The organism is Methylobacterium nodulans ORS 2060 (genome assembly GCF_000022085.1).
Lineage (GTDB): Bacteria > Pseudomonadota > Alphaproteobacteria > Rhizobiales > Beijerinckiaceae > Methylobacterium > Methylobacterium nodulans.
The window spans coordinates 1703808-1721714 of the sequence record NC_011894.1 but is presented as its reverse complement, the minus strand read 5'-3'; the positions used below and the strand labels follow the sequence as shown (position 1 = coordinate 1721714).

Here is a 17907-nt window from a genome sequence, read left to right as displayed (position 1 = left end):
GGTTGATTCCTTCCGAGACGAGCCGCGCAATGGGCGCCCGACCTCCAAGCCTATGGTCGAGGCTGCGCCTGCGGCGTCCGACCTTCGCTGCCGGCAGAGACTGCGCCGGGCCAGCGGCCACCGATCGCTTCAGTCACGTCGCGGCAGGCGGCGTGAAGCGCGGCGACAGCCGCGGCGTCGCCCGTCGGATCGAATGCGGATGAGGCCATCGCGGTCGCCACGACGGCCAGCCGGCCCTGCAGGTCGAAGACCGGCGCCGCAGCGGCGCGCAGGCCCGGAATGAGCGTGTTGTCGACCTGCGCACCACCCGCCGCGCGCACCTCCCGCCGGATCGCCTCGAGGTCGATAGGGGCATCGGCCCGGTCGGCCTCCCGGGCCCGTCGCGCTTCGGCATCCATGGCCTCACGGTCGCCGAAGGCGAGAAAGACCCGTCCGGTGGCCGAACGCAGCAGGGGCATGACGGACCCGATTGCGAGCGAGGTGATGACCGGCGGGGTCCCCGGATACCAGCGCACCACCGTGGCGCCTGCATCACCCCAGACGGCGAGGAGGCAGGTCCGGCCCGTCGCCCGCGCGAAGTCCATGAAGGTGACGTCCGCGCGGGCGAAGACGTCGATCCGCGCCAGGGCCGCGAGGCCGAGGCGGATGGCCCCCGCATCGAGGTCGTAGAATCCGGTACCGGGATCCTGTTTCGCCATGCCGGCGGCCATGAGGCTGCTGAGGTACCGGTGCGCTTGGCTCGGCGATACACCGGCGCGCTGCGCCACGGCCGAGAGCGGCACCGGTCCACCGCAGGCCGCCAGGGAGGCGAGCAGGTGCAGCCCGGTCTCCATCGACTGGATGCCCCGGCGTTGCGCGTCCGCACGCTCCCCGGCCCGCGCCGGGCTGCCGTGGGGGCGCGATCGCTTGGCTTTCGGCTGTGTCGTAGCGCCGATGTCGTCCATGTCCGTTGGCAGTCCAGGCGGGAGTGGCTCCGCACAGGATACCCGAACGCTCCGCTGCTGTGAGGAAGGCAGGCCGACTGTCGAAGCCGGTTCGGATTCCCTTGGCGACGGAACGGCGCTTCGTCCCCGGCGCCGGACCCGCCGCTCACGCCGCCGCCGGCACCGACCCCAATCCCCCGAAGCGCCGCTCGCGCCCGGCAAAGTCGCGGAGCGCCCCCGCGAGGTCGTCCGGGCCGAAATCCGGCCACATCCTGTCGCTGAAGTGGAGTTCGGCGTAGGCGCATTCCCAGAGCAGGAAGTCGGAGAGCCGCTTCTCCCCGCCGGAGCGGATCAGCAGGTCCACGTCCGGCACCCCGCCGGACAGAAGCCGGCCGAAAGCCTCGCGGCTCTCGGGGATCCCCGCCGCCGCTGCCGCCAGGATGGCGTCGCGGGCCGAATAGTCGACCGCGATGCGCAGGTGCAGCCGCTCGCCCCCTTCCGTCTCCGCCTCGGCCCGCGCCAGCGCATCGGGAAGCCCCGCGGGCAGCCGGTCGCGGCGGCCGATCACCGTGAGGCGGGTGCCCGTGCGGGCGAGCCGCCCGGTCTCGTGGCGCAGGTAGCGGCGCAGCAGGCTCATCAACCCGGCCACCTCCGCGGGCGGACGGCGCCAGTTGTCGGACGAGAAGGCGAAGAGGGTCAGCGTGCCGATGCCGAGGTCGGGCGCCGCCTCCGCCACCCGGCGGATCGCCTCGACGCCCGCCCGGTGCCCGGCCGTGCGGGGCAGGCCCCGGGCCGTGGCCCAGCGCCCGTTCCCGTCCATGATCGCGGCGACGTGCAGGCCGCTTCGGTGATCGCAAGAACTTTGCATGACAAAGTCTCCGGGCGGATTGCCCTCCGGTCGAGGGTCACGCCAAAGGGTGAGCGATGGCTTTACGGCCGCAGGGAGCCGTAGGCTGCCGGCGCCTCGTCCACGGCCTGGGCGGCGTCGCGCACCACCTGTTCGAGGACCGTGAGATAGTCGAGGAAGCGGCGGCGGCCGTTCGGGGTCAGGCGGCAGACCGTCTGCGGGCGGTTCTGGGTGAAGCCCTTCCGGACCTCGACGAAGCCCGCCTCCTGCAGCACCTGCAGGTGCCGGCTGAGATTGCCGTCGGTCAGGCCGCAGAGCTGCTTCAGATCGCCGAACAGGAGGCCGTCCGGGTGGGTGACGAGCGAGGTGAGCACGCTCAGGCGCGCCCGCTCGTGGATCACCCGGTCGAGGCCCTCGTAGGAGAAGCGTCCGCTCGGCTCAGACATCGGTGTCCCGGCAGGAAAGATGGAGGATGAGGGCGAGCAGCACCTGCCCGATGCCGAAGGGCAGGCCCATCGCCCAGGGCGACAGGGTCCGGGTTTCGGCCGCGAGCGCAATCTCGGCCAGGCCCGCGAGCAGGTACCATGCCCCCGCGAGCTGCACGGCACGGGGCAGCGTGCGCGTCGCCGCGAACAGCCCGAGGCTCACGAAGACCTGCCAGAGGCCCGGGAGCAGCCAGAGGCTGTCGGGCGTCACGCGGGCGAGCACCAGGGCCACGAGGGCGCCGGCCGCGAGCGAGGGCAGGAACTGCTCCACCGCCGAGACGATCATCGCGTCGGCGAGCCCCGAATGCAGCCGCCGCGAGCGCGTCACCGCCTCGACGCCGATCAGCGCCACCGCGAGCGCCGCCACGGCAATCCAGAACACGAAATAGTCCAGCGCCGTGCCCTGCGCGAACCAGACCGCCTGGAGGGCAGCGGCCGCGAGGGCGAGCCCGCCGGTCGCCGCGATCGTCGCCGGGCCGAGCCCGCGGAAATGGGTGTCGCGGGCGATCTGGCTGCGAATCGCCACGATATCGGCGAGCGCCCGGTCAAGGTCCCGGTCGTGGAGCGGCATCGCGCGGTGGAGCCCCCGTCGGGTTCGTCGAGGACGCGACGAACTTTACGATGCAAAGTAAGCAGGGAATCGCGGCCGGCGCAAGGGGGAAGGACTGCATAGGTGACGCCGCGCCGCAGCCGATTCCCGAGCCGAGGCGGCGCGCCCTGAAGCAAGTCCAGGAGACGCGGACGATGTTTCTCCGGCACCGGCTCTCCGCCGGCCAGAAAAAGCCCCGCCGGCGGGGGCGCGGCGGGGCTGGTCAGAGTTTCGCTTTTGAAGCGGACCCAATGCTACTCAGCCAGACAATCTTGTCCAGCCTCGTCCGGCTGCGCTCGAACGGATGATCCGCGCTCGCGCGGCGGGAACAGGGCTCCGCGCCCCGCTTGGGAGAAGCTGGAATCCGCATTGCGAGGCTGTCCCGCGGACGCCGCAGGACGAGCCGGGGCGCCGCGCGTCAGGCCGGGGAAGACAGGACGTCCCGGGCGGGCCGCCGCGGCCGGTCGCCCTCGATCAGGGTCCAGTGGGCGATCACGGCCGCGAGATCGGCCCGTTTGAAGGGCTTGGCGATCACGTCGTCCATGCCCGCCTCACGGCAGGCCTCCAGGTGATGGGGCAGGATGTTGCCGGTCATGGCGACGATCGGGATGCGCCCGGAGGGCCCTCCCATCTCCCGGATCCTGCGGGTCGCGGTCAGGCCGTCCATCGTCGGCATCTGCACGTCCATCAGGACGAGGCGGTAGGGCGCCGAACGGATCATCGCCACGGCCTCGACGCCGTTCGAGGCGGTATCGACGGCGTAACCCTCCTCCTCCAGGAGCAGGCGCACGAGCTCCTGGTTCGCCGGAATGTCCTCCACGAGGAGGATGCGGGGGGCCGGGAGGATCTCGTCCGGCTCCGGGCGAGGCGGCGGCAGCTCGGGCGGCGCGGCGACCGGATCGAGGTCGAGGCGGATCCAGAAGGTCGAGCCGTAGCCCTCGTGGCTCTCGAAGCCGATCTCGCCCCCCATGAGCGCGACGAGCTTGCGGCAGATCACCAGGCCCAGGCCCGACCCGCCGATCCGGGGGACATGCGCATCCTCGCCTGGGTCGGCGCCCCGGAACAGCGTCGCCTGCCGGTCGGGCGGGATGCCGGCGCCCGTGTCCTTGACCGCGACGGTGATGCGAGCCCGGCCGCTCACCACCTCTTCGCGGCGCAGCGTCAGCGAGACCGATCCCGCCGCGGTGAACTTGATCGCGTTGGTGAGCAGGTTGAGGAGGATCTGCCGGATCCGGTCCTCGTCGCCGCGCAGGTGGCGCGGCAGGTCGGGCGCGATCTCGACGGAGAGAAGCAGCCCCTTGCTCTCGGCGGCAGGCCGGACCATGGCGAGCGTGGTGTCGACGAGGTCGTGCAGGCCGAAGGGCTCGGAGCGCAGGGCGGCCTCGCCCGCGGTGATTCGCGAGAAGTCGACGATGTCGTCCACGACCGCGAGAAGCGAGGATCCGGAGACCTGGATGATGGTGAGCTTGCGGCGTTCCTCGGCGGTGCGATTCGCCTCGCCGAGAAGCAGGTCCGTGTAGCCGAGGATGCTGTTGAGCGGGCTGCGGATCTCGTGGCTGACCCGGGCGAGGAACGCGCTCTTGGCGGCGCTCGCCCTCTCGGCCGCGTCGCGCTCGCGGATGCGGGCGCCCAGCTCCCGCCTGACCTGCTGCAGAGCGCCCGGCGAGGGCAGCGCGAGCGCCGCGGGCAGGCCCCGCCAGAGCGCCACGGCGGCGGCGACCGCGGCGAGCGCGGTCGCCAGCCTGACATCCGCCTCAAGCCCGTCCCGGGACGCCCACAGGGCCCAGCCGGCCAGCCCATGCGTCGCCCCGCATCCCAGGATGAAGGCGGCGAAGGCCCAGAGAATGCCGCGGAACGGCAGATCCCGGCGCCGCACCAGGACGATTGCGATCGCGACACCCATCGCGGCGCAGGACAATCCGATGACCGCGTCGGCGGCCCCCTGCGTCCAGATCAGCTCCAGACGCGGGAGAAGGCCAGTCCCGCCCGGAGACGAGCTGCCGGCGTCGGACAGCTCCCCGAGAATGCCCACCATTGCGGTCTCTCCGGCGACCATGCCGGACGGGGCAGGTCGCGACCGGCATGCTCTGTTCGGACGACACGGGCAGCGGCCGCAGCCCGAACCTCGACGAATCCTCGCAGGAAATCAACCAGAGCGTGTTGGTTGCAGGTCTTACCGTCAATTCATTCCATGATTGATGGCCCGGCCCGTTCCGGCGACGGCGCCAAGACATCCCCGCCCTGCGGGCCTCTCGCGACTGCAGCGGCGGAACGCGTGGCGGGCCCTGACATGCCGTGTGTGGCGGCGCACTGCCCCCTTGCGCAAGCGCGGCCGTGCGCGCTTGATCGGGCTCTCGCGGCTTCCTACGTTGCGCTCACGCGGGATGAGGCCGGGTCTGCCGCGTCCCGGAGAGAAAGGGTTTTGCGATGGCAACCGTGAAGGTGACCGACGCGAGCTTCAAGCAGGACGTCCTGGAGGCTTCCGAGCCCGTCGTCGTCGATTTCTGGGCCGAGTGGTGCGGCCCCTGTCGGGCGATCGGCCCGGCGCTGGAAGAGATCTCGAGCGAGATGCAGGGCCGCGTGAAGATCGCCAAGGTCAACGTGGACGAGAATCCCGGCATCGCCTCGGAGTACGGGATCCGCTCGATTCCGACCCTGATGATCTTCAAGGACGGCAAGCTCGCCAGCCAGAAGGTCGGGGCCGCGCCGAAGGGCGACCTTTCGCGCTGGATCCAGTCCACGAGCGCCTGACCGCGGTGCCGTGATGCTCCGCTGAAGCCCGGCCTAGTGCCGGGCTTTTTTATGAGTTCGCCACCGGCTTTTGCCGACCCTGACGGATGAACCCGGCCGCAAGGCCCCCCGATGGCAGCCCCACCGGCCCTCATCTGAGAGCGGGGCGGCTTCCATGTAGGTCAGTTTCTATTTAGGCGGCTTTTAGGGAACGCGGCCGTCGAAAAGCAGAAAAGCCCGGCCTTGCGGCCGGGCTTTCCCGTTTCTGGCAGTCGCCAGGATCCTACCAAGTGCCGAACTTGTAGTTCAGGCCGGCGCGGACCACCGCGAACTCGGTGTCGCGGCGGAACTGACCGGCGTTCACCACGACCACGCCCGGGCTCGCCGTCGTGATGATGGCGCCGGCGTTGTTCACCGCGAAGGCGCCGTTGAAGCGCCGGCCACGGTCCAGGTTCACGTACAGACCTTCGACCTTCACCGTCACCGCGTTCGACCGGAAGAAGTTCAGGAACGAGTCGGTGGGCAGGGCGTACTCGACGCCACCACCGGCGGTCCAGCCGGTCTGGAAGTCGTCGTCGTTGGGCAGGCCGAAGTCGCGGCCGCCACCGCCGCCATAGGCGAAACCGCCGGTGCCGTAGAACAGCACGCGATCAACGGCGTAGCCGAGCCGGCCGCGCACCGTGCCGAACCAGTCGAGACCGGCGATGCCGGCCGGGTTGAACACCGTCTGGGCGGCGATCGGGCCGGTGGCGATGAAGCGGTTGCGGTTGCGTCCGAAATCAGCGAACTGGGCGTCCGCCTCAAGACCGATCACGAAGCCTGCGCCCGGCGTGAACTGGTAGTTGTAGCCGACCTGACCGCCGCCGACGAAGCCGTCGAGGTTGTTCTGGTTCCGGAAGGCGATCACCGTCGGGGCAAAGACGAGGCCGGTGGCCGGGCCGACGCCGAGCACCGTTGGGCCGTTGTTGCTGCTCACGTCGAAGCCGTAGCCGGCGTTGAAACCGGCGTAGAACCCGGTCCAGGTGAAGACCGGCACCGGCGCGATCACCGGCGGCGGAGCGACGCGGCGCGGCAGGTCGGCAGCCGAAGCAGCAGCCGTCAGAGCAGTAAAGGCAGCAAACGCACTCAGAAGCTTTTTCATGATGGTCCCCAGCAGGTTCCCCGATCGACGCCAAGCTAGACCATTTCGGCGGGGCCCGATGTAGCACATGCGCCACAGCATCTCCCGAAAGCCACAACCTCGAGGATCGGCGGGCGACGAACCACACTTGCGCGCGCCCAGGGGGCACCACAAAGCCTTTCCGCATCAAATGGTTAGTTTTCTAGACCCTGGGTTGCGCGGGCCCGTTTCTCACACTGGCGGCGTGCCATTGGCGGTCAGGACCGCCCCCGCGAGGTAGAGCGAGCCGCAGATCAGCACCCGGGGCGGGCGCTCCCAGACCCGGTCCTGAAGGGCGACGAGGGCGGCTTCCACGCTGGGCGCCGTCTCGGCGGGCAGGCCGACCGCGGCGGCGATGGCCGCGACCTCGTCGGCCGGGCGGGCCGCGAGTTGGCCGCTGATCGGCACTGCCACGACCGAGCGCGCGAGGCCGACGAAGTTGCGCAGGAAACCCTCGGCGTCCTTGGTCCCGAGAAGGCCGGTCACGAGGACGAGGGGCGCATCGCCCCGCTCCTGCAGGTCCGCCATGGCGGCGGCCAGGATTCGCCCGCCATCCACGTTGTGGCCGCCGTCGAGCCAGAGTTCGCTGCCCACGGGCATCAGCCCGGGCAGGCGCCCCCGGCTGAGGCGCTGCAGGCGACCCGGCCAGTCGACCTGGGTCAGCCCGACCTCGAAGGCGGTCGTGCCGAGATCGGCGAATCCGGCCGCCCGCAGGGCCGCGATGGCGGTGCCCGCATTGACGATCTGGTGGCGCCCGGCGAGTCGCGGCCGCGGCAGGTCGAGGAGCCCTTCCTCGTCCTGGTAGACGAGCCGGCCGCGCTCCTCGTGCACGGAGAAATCCTGGTTGCCGACCAGAATCGGCGCCGCCCGCACCGCCTCGGCGCGGGCGCAGAGCACCCGGTCGGCCTCCGGGTAGTCCTGGGGCGCGATCACCGCCGGGCAGCCGCGCTTGAAGATCCCGGCCTTCTCGATCGCCACCGCCTCGAGGGTGTCGCCGAGATACTCGGCGTGGTCGCGGCCGATCGGCGTCACCACGGCGGCGGCCGGCTGGTCGATCACGTTCGTCGCGTCGACCCGCCCGCCGAGCCCCACCTCCAGCAGCAGCACGTCCGCAGGGCTCTCGGCGAAGAGCAGGAGCGCGGCGGCGGTGGTGATCTCGAACACCGTGATGGGTTCGCCGGCATTGGCCGCCTCGCAGCGCGCGAAGGCATCGGCGAGGCGATCCTCGCCGACGAAGCGCCCGCCCCCGACCCGGCCGAGCCGGATGCGCTCGTGGAAGCGCACGAGGTGGGGCGAGGTGTAGACATGGGCCGAGAGGCCGCCCGCCTCCAGGATCGCCCGCATGGTGGCGATGGTCGATCCCTTGCCGTTCGTGCCCGCCACGTGGATGACCGGCGGCAGCCGCCGCTCGGGATGGCCGAGCGCCGCGAGCAGGCGCTCGATGCGCCCGAGCGACAGGTCGATCGTGCGCGGATGCAGGGCCAGGAAGCGCGCCATCAGCGCGTCGGAGGACTCCATCGGACGGTCTCGTGCTTGGGGGTCGGGTCCTGAATGGCGGGCTGCTCGGCACGGGCCCCCTCCCCCCTTCCGGGACGAGGATTCCTCGTGCGCAAGGCCAGATCGTCCCGGCCCGCCACGACCGGTTCGACGGCGAGGTTCCCGATCAAGGTCTGCGCGGCGATCACGCTGTTGAAGGGACCAGACTTGCGGAGTTCCAGCAAGCCCGACTTGAGGTCACGCGGAACGCCGAGGAGCAGGCGCGATCCGGTGCCGCGAGCGCCGGCGCGACGACGCCCTCCGGACAGGCGACGACAGCCGCCCCGGTGGGCTGTCCCGGCTCGACGACCGAGGATGCAGGGCGACACCTGCTTCTGGCGGGCATGCCGTCGGCCGCGTCGCAGGCTCACGCCGGCAGCGGTTCGGCCTCCTCTTCCGCCGGCTCGGCCGCCGGCGCCTGCATCAGCAGGCCGCAGAGCCGCGCGATCGTCGCCTTCAGGTCCCGGCGATGCACGACCTGGTCGATCATGCCGTGCTCGCGCAGATACTCGGAGCGCTGGAAGCCGTCCGGCAGCTTCTCGCGGATGGTCTGCTCGATGACGCGAGGGCCCGCGAAGCCGATCAGCGCCCCGGGCTCGGCGAGATGGATGTCGCCCAGCATCGCGTAGGAGGCGGTCACGCCCCCGGTCGTCGGGTTCGTCATCACCACGAGGTAGGGCAGGCGCGCTTGGTTGAGCCGGCGCACCGCCACGGTGGTGCGGGGCATCTGCATCAGCGAGAGGATGCCCTCCTGCATCCGCGCGCCGCCCGAAGCCGCGAACAGCACGTAGGGGGTGCGCTTGTCGAGGGCGGTCTCGGCACCGCGCACGAAGGCCTCGCCCGCCGCCATGCCGAGCGAGCCGCCCATGAAGCCGAAATCCTGCACGGCCAGCGTCATCGGCAGGCCGCCGACGCGGCCGAACCCGACCTTGAAGGCGTCCATCATGCCGGTCTTCGCCCGGGCGTCCTTGAGGCGGTCGACGTAGCGCTTCTCGTCGCGGAACTTCAGCGGATCGACCGGCACCTCGGGGAGCGGCACGTCGAGCCAGGTGCCCTGGTCGAACATCATCTTCAGCCGCTGCTGGGCGGTCATCCGCAGGTGGTGCTCGGAGCCCGGTATCACGTAATCGTTGGCTTCCACCTCCTTGTGGAAGACCATCTGGCCGGTCTCGGGGCACTTCACCCAGAGGTTCTCGGGCGTCTCGCGCTTGAACAGCGTCTTGATGCGGGGTCGGACGACCTCCGAGATCCAGTTCATCGTCTCGACCTTCATGGCGAACCTCCGCTCAAGCCGCCCCGCCCGCGGCGGAACGGACGCCCGCCGCGAGGTCGCGCACCAGCGCCAAGACCGCCGCGACGCTGCCCGAGGTGGCGCGGCCTTCGAGATCGAGGGAGCGGGCGAGCGTGTCCACCAAGGCCGAGCCCACCACGACGCCATCCGCGTTCCGGGCGATCGCGGCAGCATGCTCGCCCGTCTTCACGCCGAAGCCGACCACCACGGGCAGCGCCGTCTGCGCCCGGATGCGGGCGACCGCGCTCGCGACCGCACCGAAATCGGGCGTCGCCGCCCCGGTGATGCCGGTGATCGACACATAATAGACGAAACCGGAGGTGTTCGCGAGGACGGCCGGCAGGCGCCGCTCGTCCGTCGTCGGCGTGGCGAGCCGGATGAAGGCGAGGCCCGCTTGCCGAGCCGGCAGGCAGAGCTCGTCGTCCTCCTCGGGCGGCAGGTCGACCACGATCAGGCCGTCGACTCCCGCCGCCACGGCGTCGGCGAGGAAGCGCGGCACGCCATACGTGTAGATGGGGTTGTAGTAGCCCATCAGGATGACCGGGGTGCGCGGATCCTCGGCCCGGAAGCGGCGCACCAGATCGAGGGTCCTGGCCACGCTCTGGCCGGCCTTGAGCGCCCGCAGGCCGGCCGCCTGGATCGCCGGGCCGTCCGCCATCGGATCGGTGAAGGGCAGCCCGAACTCCACGATGTCGGCACCGGCCGCCGGCAGGGCGCGCAGCACCGCGAACGAAGTCTCGGGATCGGGGTCGCCGGCCATCACGTAGGTGACGAGGGCGGCGCGTCCCTCCGCGCGGCAGCGGGCGAAGGTGTCGTCGAGGCGGGTCGTCATGGCGGTCTCTCTGGCCTCCGGGAGCGGCGGGCAGCGACTCCGTCGCGCTCGGGCGCAGCGCGGGGGTGCCGCCGCGCTACACCATCAGGGAGCGCAGGTGAAGCCACCGGCCGAATCGGCCGCAGCCGCCGCCCGCAGCGAGGCCAGCGTCACCACGCCCTCGTCCGTCAGGGCGACCCGCTCGGCGCCGGCCGCGAGGAGAAGGCCGAGCGCATCCTTGAGGGAGGCACCGGCGGGCAGGCGCGGCGCCTCCGGGGCCGCGCCGACCTCGCGCGCCGCAGCGGCCGGGATCAGGGCGAGCCGCCGCAGCCAGCGATCGGAGCCGACGAACGCCTCCGCGAAGGCGTCGGCGGGCCGGGCGAGCAGGCGCTCGGGCGCGTCGACCTGGACCAGGCGGCCCTCCCGCATCAGCGCGATCCGGTCGCCCATGCGCAGGGCCTCGTCGATGTCGTGGGTGACGAGCAGCACCGTCTTGCCGAGACGCCGGAGGATGGCGCGGATCTCGCCCTGGAGGCGTCCCCGCTCCAGCGGATCGACCGCCCCGAAGGGCTCGTCCATCAGCAGCACCGGCGGGTCGGCGGCGAGAGCCCGGGCGACGCCGACCCGCTGCCGCTGGCCGCCCGAGAGGGAATCCGGCCGCCGCGCCCGAAAGCTGTCCGGATCGAGCCCGACGAGGTCGAGCATGGCATCGACGCGCTCGGCGATGCGGCGGCGCGGCCAGCCGAGGAGCCCCGGGACCGTGGCGACGTTCTGCCCGACGCTGTGGTGGGGAAAGAGCCCGATGCCCTGCAGCACATAGCCGGTGCGCCGGCGCAGGGCGATCGGGTCGAGCCCGGCCACATCCTCGCCGCCGACGCGCACGCGGCCCGACGTCGGAGTCACGAGGCGGTTGACCATCCGCAGGGTGGTCGACTTGCCGCAGCCCGACGGGCCGATGAGGACGCAGGTGGTGCCTTCCTCAACCGCGAGGTCGACGCCGTCCACGACCGGCCGTGCCTGACCCGGATAGATCTTGCACGCGCTCTCGAAGCGGATCATCCGCGAAGGGTCAGCAGCCCGTGCAGATCGACCCGAGGGTCCGCTTCATCCGGGCGTCCCAGGCCTTGTCCCGCGCCGCCGCCTTGCGGGCGGCCTCGTCGGGGTTCGGCAGCTTCTGCCCCGCCGCGCCCTGCCCCACCGTGTCGGGCCGCGGCTGCCGCCGCCCCACGGCTGCGGGGGCCGGCTGGGCGAGGCCGGGCGGGCTCGTCGGCGTCGGCTGCTGGGCGCGGGCGAGGTCCGGCAGGAGCGCGAGGCCGAGGGACGCCGTGGCGATGAGAATGCGCATGGGTGATGTCTTCGAGGGTGAGCCTGCGGCGGGATCGTACAGGCGGACCATCCTAGCGGCATGACCGGTGCCCGGCCAGTCATCCGACATCCGGTGATGGCTTGGCCATGCAGATGTCGGCTTGCCCAGGCGGATGGTTCTCCGCCCCTTCGCGCTCCCTCTTGCATGTTTGACGGGCCGACCAGCGCACCAAGCTGTGAGGTGCGTCGCGGCCGGTGGCCACCGGCCGCGACGCGGGCGGCCGGGATCGATCTCCCTCTAGGATTGGCACCGTGGGAAAGCAGGATCCGGCCGCCCTCTGGCTCTTGTCCTGAACAGATGCTGGGGAGCAAGTCCCGTATGCAAGGCAAGGAAGTGTCCAAACAAGAGACCGCGGGCAAGTCTAGCGTGGGGATCGACGTCAGCAAGAGCTGGCTCGACGTCCACGTCCTCCCCTCCGGCCAAGCCCAGCGGTTCGCCAATACCGAGGTCGGCATCCGGCAGCTCAAGCGCTGGCTTGGGCGCTTTGCTCTGGGGCTGGTCGTGGTCGAGGCCACCGGCAAGTGGCACCGCCAGACCCGCCGCAGCCTGCATGCCTCGGGCCTGCCGGTCGCCGTCGTCGATCCGTTTCGGGTGCGCATGTTCGCCAAGGCGCAAGGCATCTGGGCCAAGACCGATCGGCTCGATGCCCGCGTGCTGGCGCAGTTTGCCGCGGTGATGGCCCCCCCGCAGCGCCCGCCGGCCTCGGACGCGCTCGAAGCGCTCCAGGAACTGGTCGCGGCCCGCGACAGCGCCGTGGCCGAACAAACCGCCCTCAAGAACCAGCTGGCCGCGGCCGCAAGCCCGTTCCTGATCCGCCAGTTCCAGGACCGTCTGGCCAGGATCGCCGCGGACATCGAGGCCCTTGCCGGCGAGATCCGCCGGCTCATCGCGGCCGATCCCGGACTGGCCCGGCGGCATGCCATCCTGGTCTCGATCCCCTCGATCGGGGACACGATCGCGGCCACCCTGGTGGCCAGCCTGGCCGAGCTGGGCACCTGCAGCAGCCGGCAGATCGGCCTGCTGGCGGGCCTGGCGCCGGTCGCCGACGATTCCGGCGCGCGCCAGGGCGTGCGGGTCATCTGGGGCGGCCGCCCGCCCGTGCGCCGCGTCCTCTACCTCGCGGCGCTCTCGGCCGCCCGCCACAACGCCGGCCTGAAAGCCTTCCACGAACGCCTGATCGCCAACGGCAAGAAGCCAAAGTGCGCCATCATCGCCGTGGCCCGCAAGCTCGCCGTGCTGGCCAACAGCCTCATCGCTCAGGACCGCCTCTGGACGCCAAATCAGCCCCAACAGGCTTGACGCCAAACACAGATGCTTTCCCGGACGACTGCAGCGCCAGCGGAATGCGCCCGGGAAAGGGAGAGCGGGCAACAGGAGGCCGGGCGAGCCAATCGATGATCGCCTCCAGACGCGTCAGGCGGACATCCTCGCGTGAGCTGACGCGGCCTCATACCCGATCCGATGGATTGCTTCGCCGGTCGGGTGCAGGGTCCGGCGGCATCCGGGCGAACAGCGCCTCGATCCAGCCTGCCACGGCGCGCACGGGCGGCGCCGCCTCATCCTCCGGGTGGCCGATCAGGAAGACCGGGCGGATCACCACGGGCTCGGCCCCGAGGCGGACCAGGGCCGGATCGCCCGCGGCCATGATCTCGGGCAGCACGGCGCGCACCCCGCCGGCCCGCGTCAGGCGCAGGAGGGTCTCGAGCCGCGCGGCCCGGTGGCGCAGGCCGGCGCGGCCGGCCGCCCGCTCGGCGTAGCGCACCTCCGGCAGGTGACCGAGCGCCCCGTCGAGGGCGGCCCAGGGCAGCCGGTCCGGTGCCGCCGTCCCGGCGGCCGCATAGACCCCGTAGGCGAGCCGGCCGATCTCGCGCGCGCTGGCGCGGCCGGCCACGGGTGGGCCGAGCCGCAGGGCGAGGTCGGCCTCGCGCCGGGTGAGGCTGAGGTTGCGGTCCTCCGCGATCAGGTCGAGCCCGAGGGCGGGCCGACCGGCGAGGAGCGCCGGGACGGCAGGCGCCAGCAGGTGGTCGCAGAGGAAAGCGACCGCGGTGACCCGGACCGTGCGCCAGGCGGGCCGCCCCGCCTCGCCGGACCCGGCGAGGCCGGTGCCGACGCCGCGCAGCGCCCGCTCGGCCGCCTCGAGCCGCGGCATCAGATCGAGGCAGGCCCGGGTCGGGACGAGCCCGCCGCCGGCGCGGACGAGGAGCGGCCGGCCGAGATCCGCCTCCAGCCGCCGCACCCGCCGCCCGGCAGTGGTCGGGTCGATGCCGAGCTGGTCCGCAGCCGCCGCAAGCCGCCCCGTCCGCGCCACCGCGAGCAGCGTCTGCCACGCGTCCCAGCTCTCCATCGCGTCCTCCGCGGGCTGCATTGATGCAGCTTTCAGCCCGAGTTTTGCCGCTAGTCCGGCGCGAGTGCACGTGCGATCCCGCAGCCCTCCCCCGGAGGATGGCGATGAGCGAACCCAGAACTGCCGAACCCAAAACTCTCCTGCAGCTGGCGGGAGCGCCACTGACGCCTGCCCGGATGGCCGAGTCCGTCCTCGTCGTCATCGACGCGCAGGCCGAGTATGCCCGGGGCGGCGGCCTGCCGCTCGACGGGTTCGACGCGGCGCTCGCCCGCCTGCGCGATCTCCTGGCGGCGGTCCGGGAGGCGGGCGCGCCGGTGATCCACGTCGCGCATCGCGGCCGGCCCGGCGGCCTGTTCGATCGCAACGCCCCCGGCGGCGCCATCCTGCCCGAGGCGGCGCCCGCCGCCGGAGAACCGATCGTGGAGAAGACGCTCCCGAACGCCTTCGCGGGCACCGACCTCGCAGCCCGCCTCGCGGCGCTGGCGCGCCCTCACCTGCTGCTCGCCGGCTTCATGACCCACAATTGCGTGAGCGCGACCGCCCGGGCCGGGCTCGATCTCGGCCAGCGCGTCACGGTGGCGGGCGATGCCACGGCGACCCGCGCCCTGCCCGACCCGATGGGAGGGGCGCCCATCGCCGCCGCGGCGATCCAGCGCGCCGCGCTCGCCGGCCTCGCGGACCGCTCGGCCGTCGTCGCGCCGACAGCCGCCATCCTGCGGGACTAAATATAGAACCTGACCTGCGTGGAAGCCGCCCCGCTCCTCATGCTGAGGTGGCCGGCGAAAGCCAGCCCTCTGGCCGGCATCAGCCGGCACGCACCCCGGACCGGTGCTCCCATCCACCAAAGCTCCGGACCAGCGTTCGGGCGTGCTTCGAGTAGCCTGCGCGATCTTCGATCGCCTGTGCGATCTTCGATCGCCTGCACCTCAGAGCATGAGGGCCGGCGTTAGCTGCCACGGAAGGAAGTGTCGGTCAGCCGGCTTCATCCGTCAGGGTCAGCGCAGCCGGTGGAGAACTGATCCCAACGGTCATTTCCAGTGACCGTTGGTTCCGTTCTCGAATTTTCGCCAAGCCTTTGCACAGAGCCTCTGGCTTGGCACCGAACATTCGAGACGGGTCAACGACCCGATGCGTCAGCATCTTGGGCCGTTGGTATGATGTGGTACGGTGGGGCCCACACACAGGGGAGCCCCGCATGACCGCACGCCGCAGCGGCCCCGCGCCGCACCGGGGGCTCACCCGCCGCGAGATGGTCGAAGAGGCGCTGGGCCGCCTGGCGCCGCGCGTGCCGGAATTCGAGGCGGAGGCCATCGTCGACCGGGCGCTCGCGAGCCCGGGATTGCGGGGCGCGGCACCCGAGACAGCGGCATGGCTCGGCATGGTCGCGTATGCCCGCCACGTCTTCACGGAATACGATGCGCTGCTCGACGAGGGCTACGACCAGGACAGCGCCCGCCACTTCGTCCTCGACGACCTCAATGCCGTGCTCGGCGAGTGGGGCGTGAAGCGCCGCATCGGGGAGGAGGCCGAGGAAGCTTGACCCCGGCGCGAATCGGCGCCGCCTCGCCTATATTCCGGTTCCGTTCTCCGAAAGCCCTGCCCCGCGCGATGAATGCCGCGATCGCCGACGTCCTGATCCCGCTCGCCCTCGACACGGCCTACAGCTACGCCGTGCCGGCCGGGCTCGACCTCGCCGAGGGCGACGTGGTGCAGATCCCGCTCGGCCCCCGCGAGACCGTGGGCGTGGTCTGGTCCCTGCGCGAGGGAGCCTCGGGCGGCAATCTGCGGCGGGTCACCGCCAAGATCGCCGACGAGGGCATGCCGCCCCCGCTGCGGCGCCTCGTGGACTGGATCGCCCGCTACACCTTGGCCCCGAAGGGCTCGGCGCTCGCCATGGCCCTGCGGCTGCCCGAGGAGGGGTCCCGTACGGAGGTCGCCCGCATCGGGGTCCGCGCGACCGGGATGCCGCCGAGCCGGATGACGCCGGCCCGCGCCAAGGTGCTGGCGGTGGCCGCGGACGGGGCGGTGCGGGGCAAGCGGGCGCTCGGCCTGGAGGCCGGCGTCAGCGCGAGCGTGGTGGACGGGCTGATCGACGATGGCGTCCTGGAGACGGTGGCGCTCGCCCCCGAGCGCGTCGCCGAGCCGCCGGATCCCGACCACCCGCACGCGACGCTCTCGGAGCCGCAGGCGGACGCCGCCCGCGCACTCGTGGCGACGCTCACCGTGCCGCCGCGAGACGGGGGCCCGGCCGGGGATGGCGGCGTGACGCTCCTCGAAGGCGTCACCGGCTCGGGCAAGACCGAGGTCTATTTCGAGGCCGTCGCCGAGGCTGTGCGCCGGGGCGTGCAATCCCTCGTGCTGATGCCCGAGATCGCGCTCACCGCCCAATTCCTCGACCGCTTCGCCGCCCGCTTCGGCGCGCGGCCCGCCGCTTGGCATTCGGGTATCGGCGGGCGGCGGCGCGAGCGGATCCGCGCGGGCGTGGCGGCGGGCGAGATCCCGGTGGTGGTCGGCGCCCGCTCGGCCCTGTTCCTGCCCTTCCGGCGGCTCGGCCTCATCGTCGTCGACGAGGAGCACGAGGCCGCCTACAAGCAGGAGGACGGCGTCTGCTACCATGCCCGCGACATGGCGGTGGTCCGCGCGAAGCTGGAGAACGCCGCGGCCGTGCTGGCCTCGGCCACGCCCTCGATCGAGACACGGGTCAACGCCGCCCGGGGCCGCTACCGCCGGGTGGTGCTGCCCGAGCGCTTCGGCGGGCGGCGCCTGCCCGAGATCCAGCCCATCGACATGCGCCGCGAGGCGATTCCCCGGGGCCGCTATCTCTCGCCGACGCTGAGTGCCGCCATCGCGGAGACCAATGCGCGGGGCGAACAGGCGCTCCTGTTCCTCAACCGGCGGGGCTACGCGCCCCTCACCCTCTGCCGGGCCTGCGGCCACCGCTACCAATGCCCGAACTGCTCGACCTGGCTCGTGGAGCACCGCTTCCGCCGGGCGCTCGTCTGCCATCATTGCGGGCATGCCGAGCGGCGCCCGGAGGCTTGCGCGGCCTGCGGCACCTTCGACAATCTCACGGCCTGCGGGCCGGGCGTCGAGCGCATCGCCGAGGAGGTGGCGGCGACCTTCCCGGACCGGCGCGTGATCGTGCTCTCCAGCGACTTCCCGGGCGGGGCCGAGCGTCTGCGGGCCGAGCTCCAGACCGTGGCGGAGGGCGGCTGCGACATCGTCGTGGGCACGCAGCTCGTGGCCAAGGGCCACAACTTCCCGCATCTGACGCTGGTGGGCGTCCTCGACGCCGATATCGGGCTCGCCTCGGGCGACCCGCGGGCGGCGGAGCGCACCTTCCAGCTCCTGCAGCAGGTCACGGGCCGGGCCGGCCGCGGCGAGAAGCCCGGCCGCGCCCTCGTCCAGACCTACCAGCCCGAGCACCCGGTGATCGCGGCCCTGATCTCGGGCGACGCCGAGCGCTTCTACGAGGAGGAGATTGCGGCCCGGGAGCTGGCGGGGCTGCCGCCCTTCGGGCGGCTCGCGGCGCTGATCGTCTCGGCCGCCGAGCGGGAGGCGGCAGAGACGCATGGCCGGGCGCTGGCGCAGGTCGCCAACCCGCCGCCGGGCGTGATGGTGCTCGGCCCCGCCGAGGCACCGCTCGCCCTCGTGCGCGGGCGCCACCGTTTCCGGCTGCTCGTCAAGGCCGAGCGCGAGGTCGATGTCCAGAGCTACCTGCGCGACTGGCTCGCCCGCGGCCCGAAGCCCCGCGGCAGCGTACGGGTCGGCATCGACGTCGACCCGCAGAGCTTCCTGTGAGCCCGCGCGGCGTGTCAGCGCGCCG

At 72.2% G+C, this 17907-nt stretch carries 17 protein-coding genes; 5 read left to right on the top strand and 12 right to left on the bottom strand.

Annotated features, from left to right (window positions below; translation table 11 throughout):
• Positions 1-50: 50 nt before the first annotated feature.
• From MNOD_RS07840 to MNOD_RS07815, 5 genes are all read right to left on the bottom strand, one after another.
• Positions 51-944 carry an IclR family transcriptional regulator gene (locus MNOD_RS07840; RefSeq protein WP_015928316.1) on the bottom strand — a complete coding sequence of 298 codons (894 nt, stop codon included), beginning with the start codon at positions 942-944 and terminating at the stop codon, positions 51-53.
• A 145-nt stretch (positions 945-1089) separates the two neighbouring features.
• Positions 1090-1791 (bottom strand): di-trans,poly-cis-decaprenylcistransferase, encoded by a 702-nt coding sequence (locus MNOD_RS07835; RefSeq protein ID WP_015928315.1) that lies wholly within the window; start codon positions 1789-1791, stop codon positions 1090-1092.
• 62 nt (positions 1792-1853) lie between these two features.
• The gene (locus tag MNOD_RS07830; protein WP_015928314.1) at positions 1854-2216 is read right to left on the bottom strand and encodes a winged helix-turn-helix domain-containing protein; all 363 of its coding nucleotides are present in this window, start codon (positions 2214-2216) and stop codon (positions 1854-1856) included.
• Positions 2209-2826 (bottom strand): hypothetical protein, encoded by a 618-nt coding sequence (locus MNOD_RS07825; protein WP_015928313.1) that lies wholly within the window; start codon positions 2824-2826, stop codon positions 2209-2211. The genes MNOD_RS07830 and MNOD_RS07825 overlap by 8 nt, the downstream gene beginning before the upstream one ends.
• Positions 2827-3262: 436 nt before the next feature.
• Positions 3263-4879 (bottom strand): ATP-binding protein, encoded by a 1617-nt coding sequence (locus MNOD_RS07815; RefSeq protein WP_015928311.1) that lies wholly within the window; start codon positions 4877-4879, stop codon positions 3263-3265.
• 392 nt (positions 4880-5271) lie between these two features.
• Here MNOD_RS07815 and trxA point away from each other — a divergent pair, with 392 nt between their 5' ends.
• Positions 5272-5595, top strand: a complete 324-nt coding sequence (gene trxA, locus MNOD_RS07810) for a thioredoxin (RefSeq protein ID WP_015928309.1) — start codon at positions 5272-5274, stop codon at positions 5593-5595.
• A gap of 262 nt (positions 5596-5857) precedes the next feature.
• Here trxA and MNOD_RS07805 read toward each other — a convergent pair whose 3' ends face one another.
• The 6 genes from MNOD_RS07805 to MNOD_RS07780 form a co-directional block, all read right to left on the bottom strand.
• On the bottom strand, positions 5858-6715 hold the full coding sequence (locus tag MNOD_RS07805; RefSeq protein WP_015928308.1) for an outer membrane protein: 858 nt from the start codon (positions 6713-6715) through the stop codon (positions 5858-5860).
• Between the two features lie 210 nt (positions 6716-6925).
• Positions 6926-8251 (bottom strand): bifunctional folylpolyglutamate synthase/dihydrofolate synthase, encoded by a 1326-nt coding sequence (locus tag MNOD_RS07800; protein WP_015928307.1) that lies wholly within the window; start codon positions 8249-8251, stop codon positions 6926-6928.
• A gap of 385 nt (positions 8252-8636) precedes the next feature.
• Complete coding sequence (gene accD, locus MNOD_RS07795; RefSeq protein ID WP_015928306.1) at positions 8637-9542, bottom strand: acetyl-CoA carboxylase, carboxyltransferase subunit beta; 906 nt, start codon at positions 9540-9542, stop codon at positions 8637-8639.
• A gap of 13 nt (positions 9543-9555) precedes the next feature.
• A complete protein-coding gene (trpA, locus tag MNOD_RS07790; protein ID WP_015928305.1) occupies positions 9556-10392 on the bottom strand; it encodes a tryptophan synthase subunit alpha in 837 nt (278 codons plus the stop codon).
• Positions 10393-10476: 84 nt separating this feature from the next.
• On the bottom strand, positions 10477-11430 hold the full coding sequence (locus MNOD_RS07785) for an ABC transporter ATP-binding protein (protein WP_015928304.1): 954 nt from the start codon (positions 11428-11430) through the stop codon (positions 10477-10479).
• Between the two features lie 10 nt (positions 11431-11440).
• The gene (locus MNOD_RS07780) at positions 11441-11716 is read right to left on the bottom strand and encodes a hypothetical protein (protein ID WP_015928303.1); all 276 of its coding nucleotides are present in this window, start codon (positions 11714-11716) and stop codon (positions 11441-11443) included.
• A 339-nt stretch (positions 11717-12055) separates the two neighbouring features.
• On the opposite strand from MNOD_RS07780, the gene MNOD_RS07775 reads away from it, so the two are divergent.
• Positions 12056-13036 carry an IS110-like element ISMno29 family transposase gene (locus MNOD_RS07775; protein WP_012631021.1) on the top strand — a complete coding sequence of 327 codons (981 nt, stop codon included), beginning with the start codon at positions 12056-12058 and terminating at the stop codon, positions 13034-13036.
• A 148-nt stretch (positions 13037-13184) separates the two neighbouring features.
• Here MNOD_RS07775 and MNOD_RS07770 read toward each other — a convergent pair whose 3' ends face one another.
• Positions 13185-14081, bottom strand: coding sequence for a LysR family transcriptional regulator (locus MNOD_RS07770; protein ID WP_015928302.1), 897 nt, complete (start codon positions 14079-14081; stop codon positions 13185-13187).
• A 104-nt stretch (positions 14082-14185) separates the two neighbouring features.
• Here MNOD_RS07770 and MNOD_RS07765 point away from each other — a divergent pair, with 104 nt between their 5' ends.
• From MNOD_RS07765 to MNOD_RS07755, 3 genes are all read left to right on the top strand, one after another.
• Complete coding sequence (locus MNOD_RS07765) at positions 14186-14806, top strand: cysteine hydrolase family protein (RefSeq protein WP_015928301.1); 621 nt, start codon at positions 14186-14188, stop codon at positions 14804-14806.
• A gap of 470 nt (positions 14807-15276) precedes the next feature.
• Positions 15277-15621, top strand: coding sequence for a DUF2293 domain-containing protein (locus MNOD_RS07760; protein ID WP_015928300.1), 345 nt, complete (start codon positions 15277-15279; stop codon positions 15619-15621).
• A gap of 68 nt (positions 15622-15689) precedes the next feature.
• Positions 15690-17882, top strand: coding sequence for a primosomal protein N' (locus tag MNOD_RS07755; protein ID WP_043748278.1), 2193 nt, complete (start codon positions 15690-15692; stop codon positions 17880-17882).
• Positions 17883-17907: the final 25 nt, after the last annotated feature.